Origin of the sequence: Myxococcus sp. CA005 (assembly GCF_006518205.1) — a bacterium.
Lineage (GTDB): Bacteria > Myxococcota > Myxococcia > Myxococcales > Myxococcaceae > Myxococcus > Myxococcus xanthus.
Genome location: NZ_SRLV01000043.1, coordinates 33,453 through 53,426, shown reverse-complemented (window position 1 = coordinate 53,426; position 19,974 = coordinate 33,453). Strand labels below are relative to the sequence as shown.

Genomic DNA, 19,974 nt, shown 5'->3' with positions numbered 1-19,974 from the left:
CTGCGCCCGTGTTGAAACCCTTGCTCGACCTTGACGCGACGCCGGAGCGACTCCGGGCACTCGCGGACGCTGGCATCCTGATGCCGACCACCCTGGAACGCGCGCTGCACCTGTCCGTGGCCACCCCGCCGCGGCAGGACTGGCGGCGCTTCCTCTCCACCACGCTGATGGGCCTGGGCGCGCTGCTGGTGCTCGCGGGGGTCATCTACTTCTTCGCGTACAACTGGGCGGACATGCACCGCTTCGCGAAGCTGGGCCTCATCGCGGCGGCCATCACGGGCACGGCCGTGGGCGCCTGGAAGCAAGGCGCGACGCTGGGCGGGCAACTGTCGCTGTTCGCGGCCTCGGTGCTCGTGGGCGCGCTGCTGGCCGTCTACGGGCAGGCGTATCAGACGGGCGCGGACCCGTATGAGCTGTTCATCGGCTGGGCCGTGCTCATCCTTCCCTGGGTGGCGGTGTCGCGCTTCGCGCCTCTGGGGTTGCTGACGCTGGTGCTGGTCAACACCGGCATCCTCCTCTTCTGGGAGCAGGTGCTGGATACGGAGCTGGACCAGACCTACTGGCTGGCGGTGGTCCTGGGCGGGCTCAACGGCTTCACCTGGGCCACCTACGAGCACTTCGCCAACCTGCGCGTGTCCTGGCTCCAGGCGCGCTGGGTGCCCCGGGTGCTGGCGGTGATGGCGGTGGCCCCGGTGCTCATCGCCTCGGTGCCATTCATCATGCACCCGGCGCGAGCCCCCACCGGCGCCGTGGTGGCGCTCCTCCTGGTGCTGGCCTCGCTCGCGGCCGAGTACGCCCTGCACCGGCACCTGAAGGGCGAGCTGTTCATGCTCACGCTCGGCGCGGTGAGTGTGATGACGCTCCTGACCTCCGGCGCCGTCAGCATCGTCTTCGACTCCTACCAGGACGTGGAAGTCCTGGGCCTCTTCGTGCTGCCGCTCTTCGTCATCGCCCAGGTGGCGCTCGCGGTGTGGTGGCTGCGGCACGAAGCCCGCGTCACCGGCGCCACGGAGGAGTCCTGACATGGCCCTGCGTCCCTCGTTGCAGGACGTGTTGAACGCGCTCCAGGCCGAAGGCCAGCTCGAGCCCGACTCTGTGGACCGGGCCCGCGTGGCCCTGGAAGCCCATCAGCGCCAGTCCGTGGCCGTGCCCTGGTTCGTGAAGGCCTTCGCTGGCGTCGGCGCCTGGCTGTCCGCCATCTTCGTGCTGAGCTTCTTCGCCTGCGCGGGCCTCTGGGAGGAGCAGGTCGTGATGGGCGTGGTGGGCCTGGGCCTGTGCGCGGGCGCGACGATGCTGCGCCGCACGCTGCGCGGCGTCTTCGTGGAGCAGCTCGCGCTGGCGCAGTGCCTGGCCGGCGCCGCCATGGCCTCCGCCAGCTTCGGCATCGAAACGGAGAACGAAAACGTCGCCGCGACGCTGGTGCTGGTCATCAGTGGCGTGCTGCTCTTTGTCTACCCAGACGCCATCCTCCGCTTCCTGAGCACGTTGGGGGTGGTGGGCGCGGCCGGCTTCCTCGCCTGGCACGTGGTGGGCGGCTTCGCGCTGGACCTGCTGATTCTGGGCTGCGCGGCGCTGATGTACTTCCTCTTCCTGGAGCAGGCCCGGCTGCGACGGGGAACCCCGGGCGAGCTGGTGGGGCCGGTGGCCTTCGCGCTCGCGTGCGCCATCCCCGGCGTGCTGCTGGCGCGCGGCATGCGGGACGTGGCCCGGCACCTCTTCGACACCGTCTCCGCGCTCCCGGATGCGGTGCTGACACTGGGGCTGACGGTCCTGACGCTGTACACGGCGTGGCGGGTGCTGCGTGAGCTGGCGCTGGAGCCCACCGGCGTGGCGGGCGCGGCGGTGTTCGCGGCGCTGACGCTGGTGGCCGTGCTCACGCCCCATACACCGGCGGTCATCACCGCCGTGGGCATGCTGGTGCTCGGCTTCCACCGGCGCAGCAACGTGCTGCTGGGGCTGGCGGTGGCGTACCTGCTCGCGTCCGGCAGTTGGTACTACTACGACCTGGGCCTCACGCTGCTGGCCAAGTCGCTGGCGTTGATGGGCAGCGGCCTGGTGTTCCTGGGCCTGCGTTCGTTCCTGCTGCGGCGCTTCCCCGCCCCGGCGTCGGAGGTGCGGTGATGGTGCGCACGGCGGTCATCTTCGGCGGGCTGGCCTTCGCGCTGCTCGTCCCCGCGGGGCTCGTCGTCCAGAAGGAGCACGTGCTGCGCTCGGGTACGCCGGTGCTGCTGGAGCTGGCCCCCGTCGACCCGCGCTCGCTGATTCAGGGCGACTACATGGTGCTGGACTACGCCATCAGCCGCGAGCGGGACGCGAATCCCGTCACCACCGCCAAGGACGGAAACATGGTGCTGCGGCTGGACGCGAATGGCGTGGGCTCCTTCGTGCGCTTCGACACGCCCGACACCCCGCTGGCGCCCGGCGAGCTCAAGCTCCGGTACCGCCTGCGCAAGGAGCGCTTCCGCCTGGGCGCAGAGGCCTTCTTCTTCCAGGAAGGTCACGCCGACCGCTACGAGGGCGCACGCTACGGCGAGCTGCGCGTGGCGGACAGCGGCTCCAGCGTGCTGGTGGGCCTGAGGGACGCACAGCGCCAGCCCCTGGGCCGCTGACGCCCCGCTGTCCCACGCCGTTCTCCTTCCCCACACTCGGAGCAAGTCGAGAAAAGGCCGGGGCTTGCTCTCCGCCGGCCTTTGGCGCATCATTCATTTTGATTTCGATACTCAAAATCAAAATCAAGGATAGCAACGATGCCCGGTCAGGGATGCGGCAAGACGGTACTGGCGCGAGGTCCATGCGCGGAAGTGACGCAGTGCTCGTGCGGGCACATCCACCTGGCCATGGGGCCGGTGACAATTCGCGTGGAGGAGGAGGTCCTCCGCGCCATCGGGATGACGCTGGCGGAGGCGCTCCAGCAACTGGGGACACCGCTGGAGGCCCTGTCGAACGAGGACGCCGGGCCCCTCGCGATGAGCACGCTGGCCGGTGGCGGGTGGAAGCAGTGAGCGCCACCGGCACGTTGCGGCTGCCGCGGACGGATGTGTCCGCGCGTGTGAAGCGGCTGGTGGAGCCCCAGCTCCCTGCGTCCCCGCAGCAGCCCCAGGCCGCCACCCCGGCGCCCCTGTCCGTGCTGCTGGCGGAAGGCACGGCGAAGCTGGCCGCGCAGGCGGAGCGCTCGCTGTTCATCCAGTCCCTCTTCTTCGACGCGTGGGAGGGCGGCATCTATGGCCAGTACGTCCGGGCGCAGCACTACGTGAGCCACCTGCGGCAGCTCCACACGCTCTACGCGGCGTTCGAAGCGGCGCTGCCCCACGTCATGGGCACCACGCTCACCACCGCGCTGCTGCTGCCCGAGCTGCGGCTGGCCTCCGCGCTGGAAGCGGACCTGACGTACTTCTGCGGCGAGTCCCGGGCGGACACCTTCGCCTGCGTGGAGACGCGGCTGCACGCCGAGCGCATCCGGGAGGTGGCCGAGGACGCCCCTCACCTGCTGGTGGCGCACGCCTACGCACGCTGCGTGCTGGACGTCTTCAGCGGGCATCGCCGGGCGCGGCGAATCACGGACGCCTTCGAGTTGGCGGAAGGCCAGGGCACCACCTTCTACGGCACGGTGCCCGAGGCCGGGCTGGCGGCCTTCCGCGTCCGCTTCCACTCGCGCATCGACGGGCTGGAGCTGGCCGAGGACGAGACGCGCGAGGTGGTGCAGGAAGCGCGCATGGCCTTCCGGCTCCACGCGCTCGTGTGTGACGAGCTGGCCCGGGGCGCCACGGGCATCGCCGCGGGCCCCCACGCCGACGCCCGGTAGCTTCCCGGGCGCCGCGAGTCAGACGGCTTCGACCTCCGACAGCAAGTCGGAGAAGGGCGAGCCCTCCTCGCCCAGTGCCTTGTAGAGCGAGTCCACCTTCTCCAACTCGCGCTTGAGCGCCTTGTGGTGGTTGCGGTTCTTCACCAGGCTCTCGCGGCCCAGCAGCTTGAAGCCCTCGTCCCGCCCCACCTGGCGGATGGCGAGCCCCAGCACCATGCCGCGGAAGGCATCGGCCAGGTCCAAATCCAACGGGGCATTGCGGCGGCGTGCTTCGGCGACGAAGGCCTGCGCGGCCGCGCGCAGCGCCTCCGGCAGCGGCCGGGCTCCCGGGGCCTGCTCATAGTCGAGCGCCCGCGCGACATGCTTCTCGTGCAGCACCAGCTCGCCCGAGGCGTCCGCGTGCTCCACCATGGCCAGCGTGTAGGCGCGGCGGACGATGTTGTCGAGCTGCCGCAGGTTGCCCGGCCAGGGGCTCCCCACCAGCAGCCGCTCCGCCTCCTTCATCAACCGGGCGTGGCCGTCCGGCGAGCGCTCGCGGTGCCGGCGGTTCACCATGTACTGCGCCCACAGGGGGATTTCGTCCTGGCGCTCCTGAAGGGCCGGCATGCGCACCGGCAGCACGTTGACGCGGTAGTAGAGGTCCTCGCGGAAGCGGCCCGCGCGGACCTCCGCGTGCAGGTCCGCGTTGGTGCCGATGATGAAGCGCACGTCCGCCTGCCGCTCACCGGTGCCCTCACCGAGCGGCCGGTAGCTGCGCGACTCCAGCAAGTGCAGCAACCCCGCCTGGGCCTTGAGCGACAGCTTGTCGATTTCGTCGATGAACAGCGTGCCGCCCTCCGCGCGGGCCACGCTGCCGGGGGCATCTCGCACCGCGCCGGTGAAGGCGCCCTTCTTCCAGCCGAAGAGCTCCGCCATCTGGAGGTCTTCCGGCACCGTCACCAGGTCCAGTGTCTCGAAGGGCTTGCCGCGGCGGTTGGAGCGCTCGTGGCACCAGCGCGCCAGCCGTGACTTGCCCGCGCCGGTGGCGCCGCTGATGAGGATGGTCTCATCCTGCAGCGCGAAGACGCGGAGGATGGGCAGCAGCTCCGCCATGGAGCGCCCCACCACCGGGAGGAACTCATCCACCTCCGGCCGGGCCACGGGCCGCTGCGGCAGCCGGGCCAGGTACGGCGCCGCCACGTCCGCCAGCAGTTGGAGCCGGTCCCCTGCCTCCAGCCAGACGAAGTCCTGCCCCATCGCGGCCAGGCAGTCCGCCTCCAGCGAAATCATGCCCTCGATGTCCCCACCCGGCGTGCGCAGCGGAAGCACGCAGACGTGTGTCGCATGACGGCCCAGGAAGCGCTGCCGGCTCTCATGGCTGTTGAAGCCCGCCAGGCTCGGGTCTCCCGTCACGGGGGCGTTGGGCGCATGGGGCTGCACCGTCCCGACATTCACGTCGATGGAGACCGCGCACCGGTGCTCCACCACCGCGCGCCAGGCCGTGGCGGAGGTGAAGAAGGGCGTGCCTACACTGGCATCCGTAATCTCCGCAGCCCCTACCTCCAGTGCGGCCAGACTGCGGTAGGCCTCGCCGGGGCGGAGGTGGACGATGCCTCGCAACACCCGGCCCCGGGCTGCGTACCGACTGGACGCAACGGCCTCCTGGGCGACGGCCTGCAGCCGCCGGAGCGTTGCGGCAGCCGCGGCCTCGAAGTCCTTGGCTCCCCGCAAATCCGTGAGGAGTTGCGCCATCTCGTCTTGCATCCACTCGCCTCCGTCCAATGCCCTCCGACAGGCTCTGTCAGGAACCACATCAGGGGGACGGAGTGTAGCGGAGATGAAGAACGCGGAAGGAGCGGCCCCTCCTTCCGCGTTCCCGAAACTCCGATACTGCGGGGCAGCCCGGTTTCCCGAAGCGCCACGGCAAAACGACATGCGCGTCCCGTGCCAGACGCGACATTCGTGTGATTCCAGGGGGATGGGTGAACGCGGCCACCACGAGGGGCCTGTTTTGCGTTCCAGCAGGACGCGCCTGCGTCCCATCAGAACGCAGGCCGCTCAGAATTCACCAGGAGTGCCTCTTCAACCCTCCTAAAACGTCCTCATCGTGAAATCTTGCGCGATTTCTGGGGCGTCGAGGCCCTCTTGGGCGCTTTCCGCGCGGACGCACGCCCAGGCTCGGCAGGGTCCACGGACGGAGACTCGGGGTCCGGCTGGAGGACGAAGACTCGGTCCAACCGGAGGCTGCCGCGCTCCACAGGTGCGTTGATGTCGTAGTCGAAGGTGTACCCGGCCAGCACCCGCATGCCCGCGTCGCGGAACAGCTTCGCCGCCTGGGCATTGCTGTACGTGCGGAAGTACCACTGGGTTTCGATGAGCCAGTCCTTGTCCGGCCCGGTGACGCGCAGGCGGTTGCGCATGGGCGAGCGCCGCGCCCGCTGCTCCGGAAGGCCCTCGTTCGTGTTGCAGACGACGCGGTCCTCCCCCACCTGCCCCACCCAGCGCTCGTGTTCGGGCCGGGCGCGCGCGTAGTCCGTGAGGTGGAAGCCGAGCACGTAGATGCCGCCCGGCTTCAAGAGCCGCCGCGTCCCCAGCAGGTGCTGGCGCGCCGCGGCCTCACTGTCCAGGTAGCGGAAGGTCGACACCAGGCAGTGCGCCAGGTCCACCTGCCCCTCCAGCGACGGGTCGGAGAAGGACTCCATGCGTGACGGCCCCAGCTTCACGCGCCGCCGCTGCGCCGGCGTCAGGCGCTTGCGCGCATGGGCCAGCATCGCCTCGGAGATGTCATAGCCCACCACCCGCAGGCCCCGGCTCGATGCCTCCTCCACGAGCCGCCCCGCGCCGCAGGCGGGCTCGAGCCACAGCTTGCCGCCCGTGCCGAAGCGCTCGCTGAGCGTCTGGAGGAAGTCCACCTCGCGCACGGTGTCCGTGCCGAAGATGGCTTCGTAGTACTGCGGGTGTTCGTACCAGTCGGTGCGTTTTTCCATGAAGGGCGCTCAGTGGCCGGGGTGCTCGGGGTGCCCCATCAGCCGCGCGAGCAGGAACATCAGCAGCAGGCCCGCGAAGAGCGCCAGCACGTTGCGGCCCGGCTGGTCCTTGCCGTGCCGGTGCACATGCGGCAGCAGGTCCGACACGGCGATGTAGAGGAACGTGCCCGCGGAGAAAGCCAGGGCCTTGGCCGCGAGGCTTTCGAACTGCAGCATCGCGTCGAAGAGGAAGTAGAGCAGCGCGCCGGCCGGCACCATCATCCCGTACAGCGTGGACAGCGACAGGATGGAGACCTTCGAGCGCCCCTCCGTCTTGAGGATGGAGGCCAGCGACAGCGCGGAGGGCACCTTGTGCGCGACGATGGCCAGCAGCGCCATGCCCCCCACGCCCTCCTCCACCGCCGAGCCCAGGGCAATCCCGTCGAACAACGTGTGCGTGGACAGCCCCAGGAAGGCGGTGAGCCCCAGCACGTGGCCCGGATGCACCGAGTGCCCGGTGCCCGCCATGGTGTCTCCGTGGGAGATGTCCTCGCCCGCGTGCGCGACGAGGTAGCGCTCCAGCACCAGCAAGAAGGCGAAACCCGCGGGCACCAGGGCGAAGGCCCACCATCCGCCACCCAGATACGCCTCCGGCAGCATGTGGAAGAAGGCGGCGCCCAGCATCACGCCCGCGGCGAAAGCCAGGAAGCGCACCAGATGGGTGGGTCGGTCGTTCAAGACGACGACCACGGCGCCAGCCAGCGCGCCGAGGACGATGATGAGGGAATACAGGGCCACCGTGGCCAGGACCGGCGACATGGGGCGCGCACCCTACATCAAAAAACCAAATCAGTAGCGCCGGAGCACCAACAACTCCACCCGGCCCGGTTTCACCTCCACCGGATGCTCCGTCACCTGCCCCCAGCTCGTCACACGCACGGTGTGATTCCCCGCGGGCACGCGGAAGCGCGCCACCTGGAACTCCGCAGGCAGGGAGAGCCAGGAACGCAGGTCTGGCGCATTCATCGCGTTGAGAACGAGGAAGGTCAGCACGCCCAGTTCATCACTCTTCGTCAGCGCGCCCACGCCCGCCGCCACGCCCGCCTTCACGGCCACGCCCGCGAGCTGCTTCGCCAGCATGCGGCCAATCCGGTCATTCAGGTGGACCACGGCCACGTCCGCCAGGGACGTCACCGTCACTGCCTGCTGGGACTGGCCCTCCAGGGCGACACTCACGGGCGGCGCGAGCCCCCGGTTCCGGTAGGTGGGGACTTCAATCAGGTCGCCACCGCCGCCCGGGTCCCTGGAGCCGCGCTGCTTCTCGGGAGACAGGCCCGCCTCCACCACGACGACGAGCTGCCCTTCGTCCGGCGCCAGCGGCGCGTGCGGGACGTCCGGGTACTTCGCCAGCAGCTCCGCGTACATGTCGTCGCGGCCCACCTTCTTCGCCAGCCGCAGCAGGGGCTCGGCCAGCGCGTCCTCGCGGGGCGCGATTTCATAGGCCTTCGCGTAGTCGATGTAGGCCGAGTCCCAGTCCCGCTGGTCCTCCCGGATGACGCCGCCCAGGTAGCGGGCAATCGCGAGCTGCTCGTAGGGCTTCTTCTCCTCGGCGATCATCTTCTCCAGGCGCTCGTTGACCTGGCGGACCTCCACCATGGCGGCTTCGTCGTCGCCCAGCTCCGCGTAGTTGAGCGCCTGGAGGACGGAAATCATCAGCTTCTCGAAGTCCTCCCCCCGGTAGGTGCGCTGACGCTCGTTGGTGACGAGCGTCTTCGCCTCCTCGCTGACGGAGACACTGTCGATCTGCTCGCTGAGCCGCTCCGCCTCCTCGAGCACGGCGTTGCTCTCCGCCCACTGCCCGGCGGCGTGCAGCACCATGCCCTTGTCCATCAACACCAGCAGGCGGTCCTGTTCGGGCCCTTCCTTCGCCGCGGCCTCCAACGAGGACAGCGCGCGCGAATAGTCCCCTTGCTGGTATGCGGACCGCACGCCCCGGGTGCGCGCGACATAGTCACCCGCGCAGCCCGACGACAGGAGGAGCACGCTCGCGAGCGCGAGCGCGCCCCACCCGCTCAGGCGGACCGGGCTGCGGGAGTGGATGGACATGGAAGGATGCGCCCGTTACCAGCTCACGCCGCGCTTCTCGAACTTCTTGCGGATCTGCTTCTCGTCCGTCCATTCGATGAGGCCGGTCCGCACGTTGCTGAGCTTCGCGGTCATCTTGTAATAGACGAGCTTGTCCCGGCCGACCTCCTGGATGATGGAGGCGAGGTCGCCCGTCATCAGGAAGTCCACCGACGTCTGCTGACCCGGGCCCTTGGCGGTGTTCGGGTCGACGTAGCCGGACTGCTGGTACTCGTACTCCTCCGCGATGTCCTGGCGCGCCTGCTGGTCCACCAGGGCGAAGCGGCCCGTCTGCGCCAGCGCCGTCTGAATCTTGTCGCCCAGCGAGCGCATGTCGATGTGCTCGGAGGTGCTGTTCTTCAGCTTGCCCACCAGGACAATGGGCAGCGAGCCGTCCGGCCGGGGCTGGGAGAAGCGCGGCGAGGTGGCGAGCGACTCCGCCATCTTCTTCGCGATGAGCTGCAGGTCGTTCTCGTTGAAGCGGTCCGACAGCATCTCGATGGTGTTCGGGTCCTCGTACGTGCCACGCGTGAAGGCGCGCGGGCCCGTGCAGGCGGACAGCGAAGCGGCGAGACAGGCGGACAGAATCAGGCGGCGGGTGTTCATGGTGCGGGTCACTCCTAGTTCCATTCGCATTCGAAGCGGCTGCCTTCGAAGTTCCACTTGTAGGCGAGCACCGCGTCGCGGCGGTACCCGGCCGTCAGGCGGCAGACGTTCTGCAGCGACGCACGAGGGTAGTCGAAGGTGTAGCGCTGCGACCGCGACAGCTCCTGCGCGGTGAGCTGGGACGGATGCGTGAGCGTGGGGCTGGCGCTGGCGACCACCAGCACGTTGTGCTTGCCATAGGTACGCAGCGGCACCTGGCCCGCCAGTTGGACACGGCGAACGGTGCGCGCGACGAGGATGTCGCTGCGGTCCACCGTCGTCTCGTGGCTGTTGCGGCGGCGCAGCAGCTCCGGGATGTTGGCGGTGAAGACGCGGGTGATGTCCCCATCGTCCACGAAGAAGTAGAGGAACGCCTCGCGCGCGTTGCGGCTCTCACCGGTGAAGTCCAGCGTCACCAGCAGGTTCAACCCGCGGTTGGGCGCCAGTCCGTGCCGAGACACCGCGGCCAGCACGTCCTTGTCCACGCCGGCCTTCTTGAGCCGGATGAGGCCGTCCGCGCTGGCGTCGCAGGCGCAGCGGCGCTCTTCAATCATCTTCACGAGCTGGGCGGGCTCGAAGCCAGCCTGGGACAGCTTCGTCAGCTCTTCGTCGGTGAGAGGGAGCTGGTCGGAGCGCTCGTAGATGCGCGGGAGCTGGTTGGGGTCCCACTGGATGATGTTGTAGGTCTGCACGTCTCCGGACGGAAACGGCAGGTTCACCTGTGGGCTTCCCCGGCCGGAAACAGAGACGGGCGCCTGGCTGGAGGTCAACGCCAGCGTGGCGGCAAGCAGCTGGGCAATCATGTCAAAACCTCCTTGCTAGAACTTGTAGCCCACGGACATGCCCAGCCGGTGCGTGACGCCGCCACCGCCAATGGGGATGTCCGGGGTGTAGTTGAGGGCCATGAGGATGTTCTCGCGGTCGCCCAGGAGGATTTCGGCCCCCAGCTGCGGCGAGATGCCGAAGCGCAGGCCCTCTCCCTCTGGGATGACGATGGCGCCGGCCTTCAGGCCCGCGGTGAACACCAACGGCCAGCCCCAGGTCCGGAAGCGCGGGCCCACCATGCCGACGAAGCGGCCCCCGTCGAACACGTAGGCACCACTCACGTCCAACTGGTACCAGTCCGCGCCCCACAGCGACAGCGTGGCGCCCACGAACAGCGGCGGGCCTTCCGGCGCGCCCCGAGGCGGCTTGCGGGAGTTGATGGCCGCGCCCCAGTCGAGCTGGAGCGACACGCTCCGGCCTCCGGGACCGCTGTAGCCACCCTTGCCGTACTCGGACTCCTCTGGACCGTCCGTGCGGCCTCGGGATTGGGCACTGGCGGTCAGCGGCACGGTGGCGGCCACCATCGCAAGGGCCCCACACAACCTGACATGACGCATCATCTCGAAGACTCCCCCGGGCGGTAGGTGCGAATTTCCAGCGCTATGACGGCGCGGCGCGCCGACTATTCAAAACCCCATGCCCCCAGGCAAGGGCTCACTGCGTCTGGGGGGCAGCCCGCCTTCACACCCGAGGCGGCGTGGGCGGCGCGGGCGGCGAGTCCGGGGAAGTGGACAGCCGCGCCGGATCCAGCTCGGGCGGCGGGAAGGGACGCGCCTCCGTGCGGGTGACGGGCAGCCACAGCGGGTGGGCGCGAAGGAAGGCGACCAGCTTCTCGCGCACCAGGGCCCGCAGGTCGAAGAGCTTGCTGAAGTCCGACACGCTGACCAGCGCGCGCACCGTGAGGGTGCGGTCCAGCACGTCCAGGACGACCACCGTCGCCACGCGGCCGTCCCACAGGGCCTTGCCCTCGTTCTCCAGGATGCGGCGCAGCTCCGCGCGCAGCGCGTCGATGTCTGTCTGGAAGTCCACCTGGAGGATGACGGGCCCCAGCATCTCCGGGTTCCCCTTGCTCCAGTTCTGGAAGGGCTTGTCCAGGAACTGGACAATGGGGATGACCAGCCGGCGCTGGTCCCACGTCCGCAGCACCACGTAGGTGAGCGTGATTTTCTCCACCGTGCCCCACTCGCCCTCGGTGATGAGGGTGTCGCCAATGCTGATGGGCTGGGTGATGGAGAGCTGGATGCCGGCCAGCAGCGTACCAATGGACTTCTGCGCCGCGAGACCGAGCACCAGGCCGGCAATACCGGCAGAGGCCAGCAGTGACACTCCGACGTTGCGCACCACCTCGAACTGGATGAGCAGCAGCGCCGCGGCGATGACGTACGTGGCCACCTCGAAGATGGCGCGGAGCACCACCAACTGCGTGCTCACGCTGCGCGCCCGTGCCGCGTCCTTCATCTCCGACGACACGCGGCTCTGCACGAAGGCGACGGAGACGTGGAGGATGCGCAGCACGGCCCAAGCCAGCGCCACGACGCTCAACGAGTAGCCGATCCGGATGAACACGCCCTGCGCCGGACGAGGCAGCCGCAAGAGCAGCGTGCCCACCACCAGCAGCGCGGAGAAGGTGAGCAGCTTCAGCGGCCCCTTCCCCGAGGAGACCACATTCTCCTCCCAGGTGAACCGGGTCCACCGCGCCACACGGCGGGCGAAGGCCAGGACCAGGCGCTCCAGCAGCACCGCCAGGCCCAGGCTGCCCAGCACCGTCACCAGCAGCCCCAGCCACTGCCAGGGCTCCAGTCCCAGCACCGTGTCACTGAAGAAGAAGGCCGGCAGGAGGCCCACCAGCCGGGGGCCATACTCCGCGAAGAGCGGGTCCACCTGCCGCACCGTGGACTCGCTGAAGACCCAGACCATCTCCCCCTCAGCAGAGGAGACACGCTGGACGCGGACGGGGACGTTGTTCCCCTGCAACGGAATGGTGCCCAACTGGTCGTAGCGCGCGTCGGCCGGGTCGCCCTCCGGCTCCTTGCTCAGCGAGCCCACGTCCACGGGCAGCTTGCGGTCCAGCACGAACTTGAGCGCGCGGGCCAACTGGAAGCCCCGCTCCGCCTGCTGGGCGCGGGGGATGTAGTCCAGGTCCAGGTAGTGCGCCGCCAGGGCGTAGTCCCCCCGGTGCGCGGCGGCCAGAAAGCCCTGCACGGTGGCCTGCGGCGTCTTCCGGTCCACCGAGGAGGGCGGCGGGTTGAGACCCGCGTTGAGCGCGGCGGCAGGAAGGCTCCACAGCAGCCCCAGTCCCAGGACGAGTGCCCTCAGGGTCCATCTGTCACGGTGCATCATGGCTGACTTCCATATCCCTATCCCTTTTCGGATGTCTCACTGGAAAGAAGTCGTCCCCGGAGACCCGGCGGGCGAGCGTGCGGCGGTGGACTTCCGAAATCAGGGAAACACCGGCCCCGGGAGCGCACGGGAAAGCGTTGGTGCGGCGCGTGGGGGTAGGATAGATAAAGGAGTGAAGGAAGGTCGCCGTGTCCGAGAAGCGAAGAATCCTCCTGATTGATGACAGCGAGATTACGCTCGCGATGGAGAAGGCCGTGCTCGAAGCGCGCGGCTACGAGGTCATCGCCACCTCCACGCTCATGGAGTTCGAGAAGACGCTGCAGACCTGGCGCCCGGACCTCATCCTCACCGACATCCACATGCCCGAGGCCAAGGGCACGGATATCTGTCGCACGCTGAAGAACGAGTACGGCACGCAGGACATCCCCATCGTCCTCTTCTCCAGCCTCCCGGACGACGAGCTGTCCAAGCTGGCCGAACAGGTGGGGGCAGACGGCTCCCTGTCCAAGGTGAACGGACTGGAAGCCATGGGCGAGAAGATCGACGAACTGGTGCAGAGCATCCTCTGGTGAATCCCATGCGTGCCTTCCTCGCCGCGGCCCTGCTGGCCGCGTCGCTCGCTGGCTGTGCACGCAAGGACCCACCCCCCAAGCCCGCGGAAGCAGACGCTTCGTCTTCGCCGGCCACCGCCGCCGCGAAGCCCGCCGCGGCGGCAAGCCAGGGCTCGGGCGCCATCCTCTTCCTCTCTGCCGACACGCGTGGCTACCTGGGCCCGTGCGGCTGTAGCGAGAACATGCGGGGCGGCATTGCCCGCGCCGCCGCGCAGGTGCAGTCGGCGCGCAAGGGCTCGCTGCCCGTCCTCTATGTGGATGGCGGCAACAGCCTCTTCGGCGAGCAGCGGCTCAAGCCGGGACAGGTGCCTCAGGAGGAGCGCAAGGCGAAGGCGCTCGCGGACGCCATGCGGCACATGGGCCTGGCGGTGCGCGCCACCGGTCCGCTGGACGACACGCAGGGCGTGGACTTCCGCAAGGGCCTGGGGCTGCCGGAACTGGCGCCGGGCGCGGTGAAGCTGCTGCCCGCGGGCGAACGGAAGGTGGGCGTGGTGGCGGCGACCACGGCCGCGCAGCTCGCGGAGGCCAGCGCCCAGGCCCGCGCGCAGGGAGCAGACTTCGTGGTGGGCCTGCTGGACGTCACGCTGGACGTGGCCCAGCAGGCGGTGGAGCAGCCGGGTTTGAAGGCCGACGTGGTGGTGGCCACTCGCACCGCCACCGAGTTCAGTGGCGAGGAGAACCGACTGGTGCGGTCCGCGGTGCCGGTGGTGGCGCTGCAGAGCAAGGGACGCTCGCTGCTGCGCGTGGACCTGGCCTATGCACCCCAGGCTGGCCCCTTCGCGTTGCAGAAGGGTCAGGATGATTTGGAGCGTGAGGCCGCCGCCCTGGAGCAACGCACGGCGCTGTTGGACAAGGACATCAACCTCCCCGGCACGGACCCGAAGCTCAAGGCGCTCAAGCAGGGCAAGCGCGACGAACTGGTGGCGCGCCGGCAGGCCCTGCTGGACGCTCCTCCCGTCACCTCGGACGGCGTCAACGCCTTCACGCTGCGCTTCGTGCCCCTGGAGTCCAGCCTTCCCTCCGACGCGGAGGCGGTCGCGCTGGTGTCCGCCTACGACGCGGACGTGGGGAAGATGAACCTCGCCTGGGCGAAGGCGCATGGACAGGACTGCCTCCCTCCGGCGCCGGGCCGCGCGGCCTTCGTGGGCAACGAGCCCTGCCGCACCTGCCACGAGGACGCCTTTCCCGTCTGGAAGAAATCCAAGCACCACCTCGCCTGGGAGACGCTGGAACAGGTGGGCAAGCAGTTCCACCTCAACTGCGTGGGGTGCCACGTCACCGGCTGGGAGCAGCCCGGCGGCGTTTGCCGGCTGGACAAGGTGGCGGGCCGCGAGGACGTGGGCTGTGAGAGCTGCCACGGTCCGGGCTCGGAGCACGCGGACGCGCCGGGCACCCACAACATCATCGCCTCGCCGGGCGAGAGCGTGTGCGTCACCTGTCACAACCCGGAGAACTCGCCTCACTTCGATTTCGCGACGTACCTGCCGCGCATCGTGGGGCCGGGACACGGGAAGCCCTAGTCATCCAGGAATCCAGGGGCTCGCCTGGGCGGTTGCTCCTACCCTGCGTCCAAACAAGACGCGCAGGCCGCGACTCCTTGTTTGACTGTCAAGGAAAAGGGCGATTACTTCCCGCTTTCGCCCGCCTCCGGGCGCCCGTTCCCGCGACTGTATGCCGCCTCTACCTCTGCTCCTGCTCGCCCTGGCCTCAGCCCCTGCCTCGGGGCTCACCCCACCGCCCGTGGGGCCCGTTCCTGCCAAGGCTCAGGTGGTGGAATCCGAGGGTGCGCAGGCACCCGCAGCGCAGTCTCCGGCCGAGAAGGAACCAACGGCCGCCACGGAACCTGGCGCCGCGGATACCGGGACCGATGCTGTCGATGAGCCCGGTTTGGAGCCGCTGGAGCCCGGCACGCCGATGGTGGCCGAGGACGCCTCCGAGCAAGGCGAGGCCACGCGCGACGCGGTTGAGTCCGAGTCCGCTGAGTTGGAGGAACTGCGTGCACTGGAAGGCGCCGCGCTGGACCCGGCGTCGCGCTCCACCGCGGAGGTGATGCAGTCGCTGCGGCGGCTCGGGGTCGCCAACCCGCTGCGGATGCGCATGCTGGACGCGCTCGACGAGCACACCTTCCGCGAGGACGAAGAGCTGCCGGAGATTCCGCTCATCACGGACCTGGCCACTTTCGACGTGGGGCAGATTCAGGACCGTTACGACATCCCAGTGGAGATGCAGCCGCTGGTGGCCCAGTACGTCCAGTTCTTCCAGGGGCCCGGGCGACGCTGGTTCCGCAAGTGGATGTCGCGCGCGGCCCGGTACGTGCCGGTGATGCACCCCATCCTGGAGCAGTACGGCCTGCCGAAGGACACGGTGTACCTGGCGATGATTGAGAGCGGCTTCTCGGCGCATGCCTATTCGTGGGCGCACGCGGCGGGGCCGTGGCAGTTCATCTCCAGCACTGGCAAGCAGTACGGGCTGAAGCAGGACTTCTGGGTGGACGAGCGGCGGGACCCCATCAAGGCCACCCACGCCGCGGCGTCCTATCTGAAGGACCTCAAGCGCGAGCTGGGGCACTGGTACCTGGCATGGGCCGGATACAACACCGGCTCCGGGCGCGTCCGGCGGATGGTGGAGCGGCACGGGACGACGAACTTCTGGCTCCTGTCCGAAGAGCGCGGCCTGGCGAAGGAGACGAAGCACTACGTGCCCAAGCTGATTGCCGCGGCGCTGGTGGCCAAGCACCCGGCGGCGTTCGGCTTCAACGAGAACGAGTTCGACCCCGAGCCCGTGCTCGACTTCGATGAGGTGCAGCTCACCGACGCGGCGGACCTGGACGTCGTCGCCCGCGCGGCCGGCGTGCCCGTCAAGGTGGTGCAGGACCTCAACCCTGAGCTGAAGCGCTGGTGCACCCCGCCGGCGACGGCCAAGAAGCCCTACACGCTCCGGCTTCCCAAGGGGGCAGGGACGCAGTTCGCGGACAACTACAAGCGCATCAGCCCCGCGGAGCGGCTCACCTTCCGCATCCACAAGGTGAAGCGCGGCGACACCCTGTCCCAGATCGCGGAGACGTACGGCACGGCGTCCGAGGCCATCCTCCAAATGAACCAGCTGAAGTCGGCCCGGACGTTGCGCGTGGGTGGAGAGCTGGTGATTCCGATTCCCGCCGGCAAGAGCTCGGGCGGCGCGCTGGCGACGAAGGTGGCGCAGGCCCGCCGCAGCGGCGTGGTGGTGCGGCCCGAGGACGAGGTACCAGCGGGCACGCCCAAAGGCCCGGTGGCCGCGGGCCCCGTGAAGAAGGAGACCATCAACGGGCGCACGCGCGTGACGTACGGCGTGATGTCCGGCGACAGCCTCTGGGTGATTGCGAACAAGTTCAACGTGTCGGTGGACTCGCTGAAGCAGTGGAACAACCTCAAGCGGCGCAACCCGACGCTCCAGGTGGGCTCCACGCTGTTCGTCTGGCCCGATGGCAACACGGCCACCGCCAGCGTGCAGGAGCGCGGCGGCACGGTGCTGGCGAAGCACTCGGTGAGCGTCGCCAAGCCCGCGGGCAAGGCTGGCAAGGTCCACGCGCTGGCGGAGGGCGAGACGCTCTGGTCCGTCGCGCAGCGCTACGGCGTCAGCGTGGACGACATCATGCGGTGGAACAAGATCAAGGACCACCGCACCCTCCCCACGGGGAAGGTGCTCCTCCTCAGCGCCCCGTAGTCTCCGGCGCGTACACGGTGAAGGCGAGCTCCGCACCCACACTGGCGAGCTGCTGGACGACGAGTTCCGGCACGGGGAAGGCGCTCGAATGGGGCTCCAGCCCCACATGAATCCCGATATCGAAGCGCCGCTGGGTACAACCGTCCCACGCCGCGCGCGCCTCTTCGGGAAGGGCCTGGATGAGCCCCACGAACTCCATCAGCGCAGACTCCACGCTCGTCGGCCAGGAAGCCAGCTCCAGACAGGCGAAGTGGGGCTCCTCGTGAAGCGCGAACGCGCCCGGAGCCAGCGCGCGAACCAGGCCCTCAAGCCGGTGCGGGCTTCGGATTTCGAGGTCCACATTCAGAAACGTCGTGGCGGAGGGTGTGGTCCTCAAAGGCAGGCCTCGCGTGGTTGGGTCGGGCGAGCGATTTGCACTGAGGCCGGGGATGACCTCATCCATCTCGCCACCGGAGTCACGTATCTCGTTCCTTCCGCCTGACGTCCCGGACGCGGCATCAACACCCGCCCTCGGGAAGACGGCACGCAGTCCCAAGCCTGTCTCCCGAGTCACCGTCGGCCAAGGTCCTCAGCCCTCGCTGGATGCACGTCCACGGTCCGGGACGCCCTTGCCTCTGGAAGGCGTGGACCGGCCCGCGCGCACTCCAGCGCCCCCTGACAACGCGCGCTTCACCGGACTGCCCCAACTGGCGGACGTCGCGTCAGGGGCCCAGATCCTCGGCCCCGGCAGCCAGGGCGAGGGCCTCCGCGCCGTACAGGCCACCCTGCTCGACATGGGCTTCGCCCTGCACGGCGGCGCAGACGGACACCACGGCCCGCACACCACCCGAGCGCTGCGGAACTTCCAGGTCCATGCCTCGCGCACCTTCCCCGCCGTCCTCCCCACGGGCGCGCTGGATGCCTCCACGCTACGCGCGCTGGATGCACTGGCGCCAGCGCCAGGGACGCGTGGGCAGACACGGGGATTGCCTTCCGCCTTCTTCGACGGACAACAGGTCCGCGTGGTGGTGGCCCTCCGGGAGCACCGGACCTTCCTCTTCGACACCCGTGGGCAACTCGTGGACATCTTCCCCAACGCCACGGGCGCCGCGGCCTCCCCTACCCGCACCGGGATCAAGGTGGTCCGCACGAAGTTGGATCAACTGGCCACCGAAGCGGCCGGCGCACGGCTGTGGAATGACCGCCATGTCTTCGGCGTGCGCATGCTCGACCTCTCCTGGGCGGATGGCCGGCACTCTGGTGAGGAGCTGCACGGAACGAACGCCCCCGCCCTCCTGGGCACGGACGTCTCGCACGGCTGCATCCGCCACTCGAACGAGGCCGTGCGCGTGCTGCACGACGCGCTCTCCGTGGGAGACCGCGTGGCCGTCGTCGAGCACGTGGATGACCCACACCTGGGGGTACCGCGTCCCGTGGCGTAAGCCCGTGCTTCCCCCGGAAGCGAAGCCCAGGCTGTGAAGCCCCGCGTCAGTTGCCGGGCGCGAAACGGAACAGGCTGGCGGCGAAGTACAGGCTGTTGCGCTGGAAGACGCCTTCGGCCGACGTGCCCTTCTCCAGCTTGTCCTGCACCCGCTTGGGCAGGTTTGCGTAGAGGTCCTGCCCCAGCAGTTCCTCGATGCGGTCCACGGGTACGCGGTGCGAATCGAGCAGCGGGAGGATGTCCTCCTTCTTCGACGGCCCGTCCTTCGTGTTGGGCACCAGGTACGCGTACATCGTGAGGCTGCCGTTCGGCAGCTCGTGGAGGACCGTCTTGAAGTTGTGCGTGGGCACGGCGATGCGGCGCTCCCCCGCCCCCGTCGTCTCCCGCTTCTCCGGAGGCAGCGGCTGTCCCTTGTCATCCAGGTACAGGTTGCCGGTGAGGATGTACGCCTTGCCGCCCTGCGAGTTCACGAGACCGGAGACGCCCTGCTCCAGCGTGCGCCACACCTGCTGGTTGTGGTTGCCGTGCTGGGGGGCGATGTTGGTCATCAGGTGGCTCTCGTTCATCGCCTCCTGCGTGGGCGAGTCCTCCGCCGGCTTCATGTGGCCCCGGTCGAAGCCCGTCCGCGTGTAGTCGGAGTCGGTGACGCCGGTGCGCCCCAGCTCGGGGTCGCGAACGAAGGTGCTCTCCAGCCGGGACACCGTCGCGGGCGTCTCCTGGATGTCGGACGCGGACAGCATGTAGCTCACGAAGGTGGGGACGTTCGCCCCCTGGTCCAGCGCCAGGCGCGAGTACTCCTTCACCAGGCTGAGCCCCTCCGAGCCCAGCGCTCCGGCGGGACGCATCGGGTCCAGCTCTCCGGCCGCTTCGGCCACGCGGCTCTGGAACGCGGCCATCTGCTGGTCCGGCACCCAGCGGGTGTCCGCGTGCTTGCCCGCCTTCGACGCCTGGATGAACGCGTCCAGTTCCTCCGCGCTGAGCTGGCCGTCTCCATTGCCCCCCAGCAGGTCCGCGCGCCGGGCCACCGTGGCCTGCCAGCCACTCTCGAAGGCGTCCACGCCCACCGCGGAGCCATTTCCCTGCGCGAGCTTCGCGTCCAGCGAGGAGCGCTTCTGCTGAAGCGCGGTGGACGTCAGGTACTGCCCGTCCTCGGGCGCGGCCAGGTAGCGCTCCAGCTCCGCCGCGGACACCTGCCCGTTGCCACCGCGCGTCTTGCTGCCCGCCGCGTCAGCGGCCTGCATCAACCCCACCTGCCAGCTGTCATCCTTCCAGCCGAACTTCTCCTGGAGCTCGTTGATGGGCACCTCGCGGGCCGTCGAGCGTCTCCAGCTTCCTCCCGGCGTGGTGACGGCATTGAGGGGCGAAGCGGCCGATGCCGGGCGCGGGGGAACGGCTCGCGTCGTGGTGGGTCGCAGCGTCATCCTGAATGTCCTCGGGGCCGACGAGGTGAAGCACGAGGTGGAGCCCCGTCCCTCATCGTCGGCCGTTCGGCGCGCCAAGTTGCGTCACGGCTCCGTTTTCTTACGAAGAAAAAGAACCTGGGGGTCGCTTCGCACCTGG

General features: G+C 69.2%; 19 protein-coding genes. 9 read left to right on the top strand and 10 right to left on the bottom strand.

Annotation, left to right across the window (positions count from 1 at the left end; all coding sequences use genetic code 11):
* The first annotated feature begins 8 nt into the window (after positions 1-8).
* The 5 genes from FMQ63_RS20000 to FMQ63_RS19980 all read left to right on the top strand — a co-directional run bounded on the left by FMQ63_RS20000 (position 9) and on the right by FMQ63_RS19980 (position 3,802).
* Complete coding sequence (locus FMQ63_RS20000; protein ID WP_011555629.1) at positions 9-1,022, top strand: DUF2157 domain-containing protein; 1,014 nt, start codon at positions 9-11, stop codon at positions 1,020-1,022.
* Position 1,023: 1 nt separating this feature from the next.
* Positions 1,024-2,121: a DUF4401 domain-containing protein gene (locus tag FMQ63_RS19995; RefSeq protein ID WP_011555630.1), complete on the top strand. Its 1,098-nt coding sequence runs from the start codon at positions 1,024-1,026 to the stop codon at positions 2,119-2,121.
* Positions 2,121-2,609 (top strand): GDYXXLXY domain-containing protein, encoded by a 489-nt coding sequence (locus tag FMQ63_RS19990; RefSeq protein WP_171452316.1) that lies wholly within the window; start codon positions 2,121-2,123, stop codon positions 2,607-2,609. Before FMQ63_RS19995 ends, FMQ63_RS19990 begins: the two co-directional genes overlap by 1 nt.
* Before the next feature lie 138 nt (positions 2,610-2,747).
* Entirely contained in the window at positions 2,748-3,002 is a 255-nt protein-coding gene (locus tag FMQ63_RS19985) for a hypothetical protein (RefSeq protein WP_026113777.1), read from the top strand.
* Positions 2,999-3,802, top strand: coding sequence for a heme oxygenase (biliverdin-producing) (locus FMQ63_RS19980; RefSeq protein WP_020478384.1), 804 nt, complete (start codon positions 2,999-3,001; stop codon positions 3,800-3,802). Before FMQ63_RS19985 ends, FMQ63_RS19980 begins: the two co-directional genes overlap by 4 nt.
* A gap of 18 nt (positions 3,803-3,820) precedes the next feature.
* On the opposite strand, the gene FMQ63_RS19975 is transcribed toward FMQ63_RS19980, so the two are convergent.
* From FMQ63_RS19975 to FMQ63_RS19940, 8 genes are all read right to left on the bottom strand, one after another.
* Entirely contained in the window at positions 3,821-5,545 is a 1,725-nt protein-coding gene (locus FMQ63_RS19975; RefSeq protein WP_026113778.1) for a sigma-54 dependent transcriptional regulator, read from the bottom strand.
* Positions 5,546-5,883: 338 nt separating this feature from the next.
* On the bottom strand, positions 5,884-6,768 hold the full coding sequence (locus FMQ63_RS19970; protein WP_011555634.1) for a bifunctional 2-polyprenyl-6-hydroxyphenol methylase/3-demethylubiquinol 3-O-methyltransferase UbiG: 885 nt from the start codon (positions 6,766-6,768) through the stop codon (positions 5,884-5,886).
* Positions 6,769-6,777: 9 nt separating this feature from the next.
* Complete coding sequence (locus FMQ63_RS19965; protein ID WP_011555635.1) at positions 6,778-7,566, bottom strand: ZIP family metal transporter; 789 nt, start codon at positions 7,564-7,566, stop codon at positions 6,778-6,780.
* A 30-nt stretch (positions 7,567-7,596) separates the two neighbouring features.
* Positions 7,597-8,853 (bottom strand): COG3014 family protein, encoded by a 1,257-nt coding sequence (locus tag FMQ63_RS19960; protein ID WP_011555636.1) that lies wholly within the window; start codon positions 8,851-8,853, stop codon positions 7,597-7,599.
* Between the two features lie 15 nt (positions 8,854-8,868).
* Positions 8,869-9,477, bottom strand: coding sequence for a penicillin-binding protein activator LpoB (gene lpoB / locus FMQ63_RS19955; protein WP_011555637.1), 609 nt, complete (start codon positions 9,475-9,477; stop codon positions 8,869-8,871).
* Positions 9,478-9,491: 14 nt separating this feature from the next.
* Positions 9,492-10,319 carry a hypothetical protein gene (locus tag FMQ63_RS19950; RefSeq protein WP_011555638.1) on the bottom strand — a complete coding sequence of 276 codons (828 nt, stop codon included), beginning with the start codon at positions 10,317-10,319 and terminating at the stop codon, positions 9,492-9,494.
* A gap of 15 nt (positions 10,320-10,334) precedes the next feature.
* Complete coding sequence (locus tag FMQ63_RS19945) at positions 10,335-10,901, bottom strand: hypothetical protein (protein ID WP_011555639.1); 567 nt, start codon at positions 10,899-10,901, stop codon at positions 10,335-10,337.
* A 121-nt stretch (positions 10,902-11,022) separates the two neighbouring features.
* Positions 11,023-12,681: a mechanosensitive ion channel family protein gene (locus FMQ63_RS19940; RefSeq protein WP_011555640.1), complete on the bottom strand. Its 1,659-nt coding sequence runs from the start codon at positions 12,679-12,681 to the stop codon at positions 11,023-11,025.
* Between the two features lie 188 nt (positions 12,682-12,869).
* On the opposite strand from FMQ63_RS19940, the gene FMQ63_RS19935 reads away from it, so the two are divergent.
* The 3 genes from FMQ63_RS19935 (at position 12,870) to FMQ63_RS19925 (ending at position 16,994) form a co-directional block, all read left to right on the top strand.
* The gene (locus tag FMQ63_RS19935) at positions 12,870-13,253 is read left to right on the top strand and encodes a PleD family two-component system response regulator (RefSeq protein ID WP_002634498.1); all 384 of its coding nucleotides are present in this window, start codon (positions 12,870-12,872) and stop codon (positions 13,251-13,253) included.
* Between the two features lie 5 nt (positions 13,254-13,258).
* Complete coding sequence (locus FMQ63_RS19930; protein ID WP_026113779.1) at positions 13,259-14,812, top strand: multiheme c-type cytochrome; 1,554 nt, start codon at positions 13,259-13,261, stop codon at positions 14,810-14,812.
* Between the two features lie 151 nt (positions 14,813-14,963).
* Complete coding sequence (locus FMQ63_RS19925; RefSeq protein WP_011555642.1) at positions 14,964-16,994, top strand: LysM peptidoglycan-binding domain-containing protein; 2,031 nt, start codon at positions 14,964-14,966, stop codon at positions 16,992-16,994.
* Here FMQ63_RS19925 and FMQ63_RS19920 read toward each other — a convergent pair.
* Positions 16,981-17,334, bottom strand: coding sequence for a hypothetical protein (locus FMQ63_RS19920; RefSeq protein WP_020478385.1), 354 nt, complete (start codon positions 17,332-17,334; stop codon positions 16,981-16,983). The genes FMQ63_RS19925 and FMQ63_RS19920 overlap by 14 nt on opposite strands.
* A gap of 88 nt (positions 17,335-17,422) precedes the next feature.
* Here FMQ63_RS19920 and FMQ63_RS19915 point away from each other — a divergent pair, with 88 nt between their 5' ends.
* Positions 17,423-18,415 carry a L,D-transpeptidase family protein gene (locus tag FMQ63_RS19915; protein WP_011555644.1) on the top strand — a complete coding sequence of 331 codons (993 nt, stop codon included), beginning with the start codon at positions 17,423-17,425 and terminating at the stop codon, positions 18,413-18,415.
* 46 nt (positions 18,416-18,461) lie between these two features.
* Here FMQ63_RS19915 and FMQ63_RS19910 read toward each other — a convergent pair whose 3' ends face one another.
* On the bottom strand, positions 18,462-19,913 hold the full coding sequence (locus tag FMQ63_RS19910; protein WP_011555645.1) for a DNA/RNA non-specific endonuclease: 1,452 nt from the start codon (positions 19,911-19,913) through the stop codon (positions 18,462-18,464).
* Positions 19,914-19,974 lie beyond the last annotated feature (61 nt).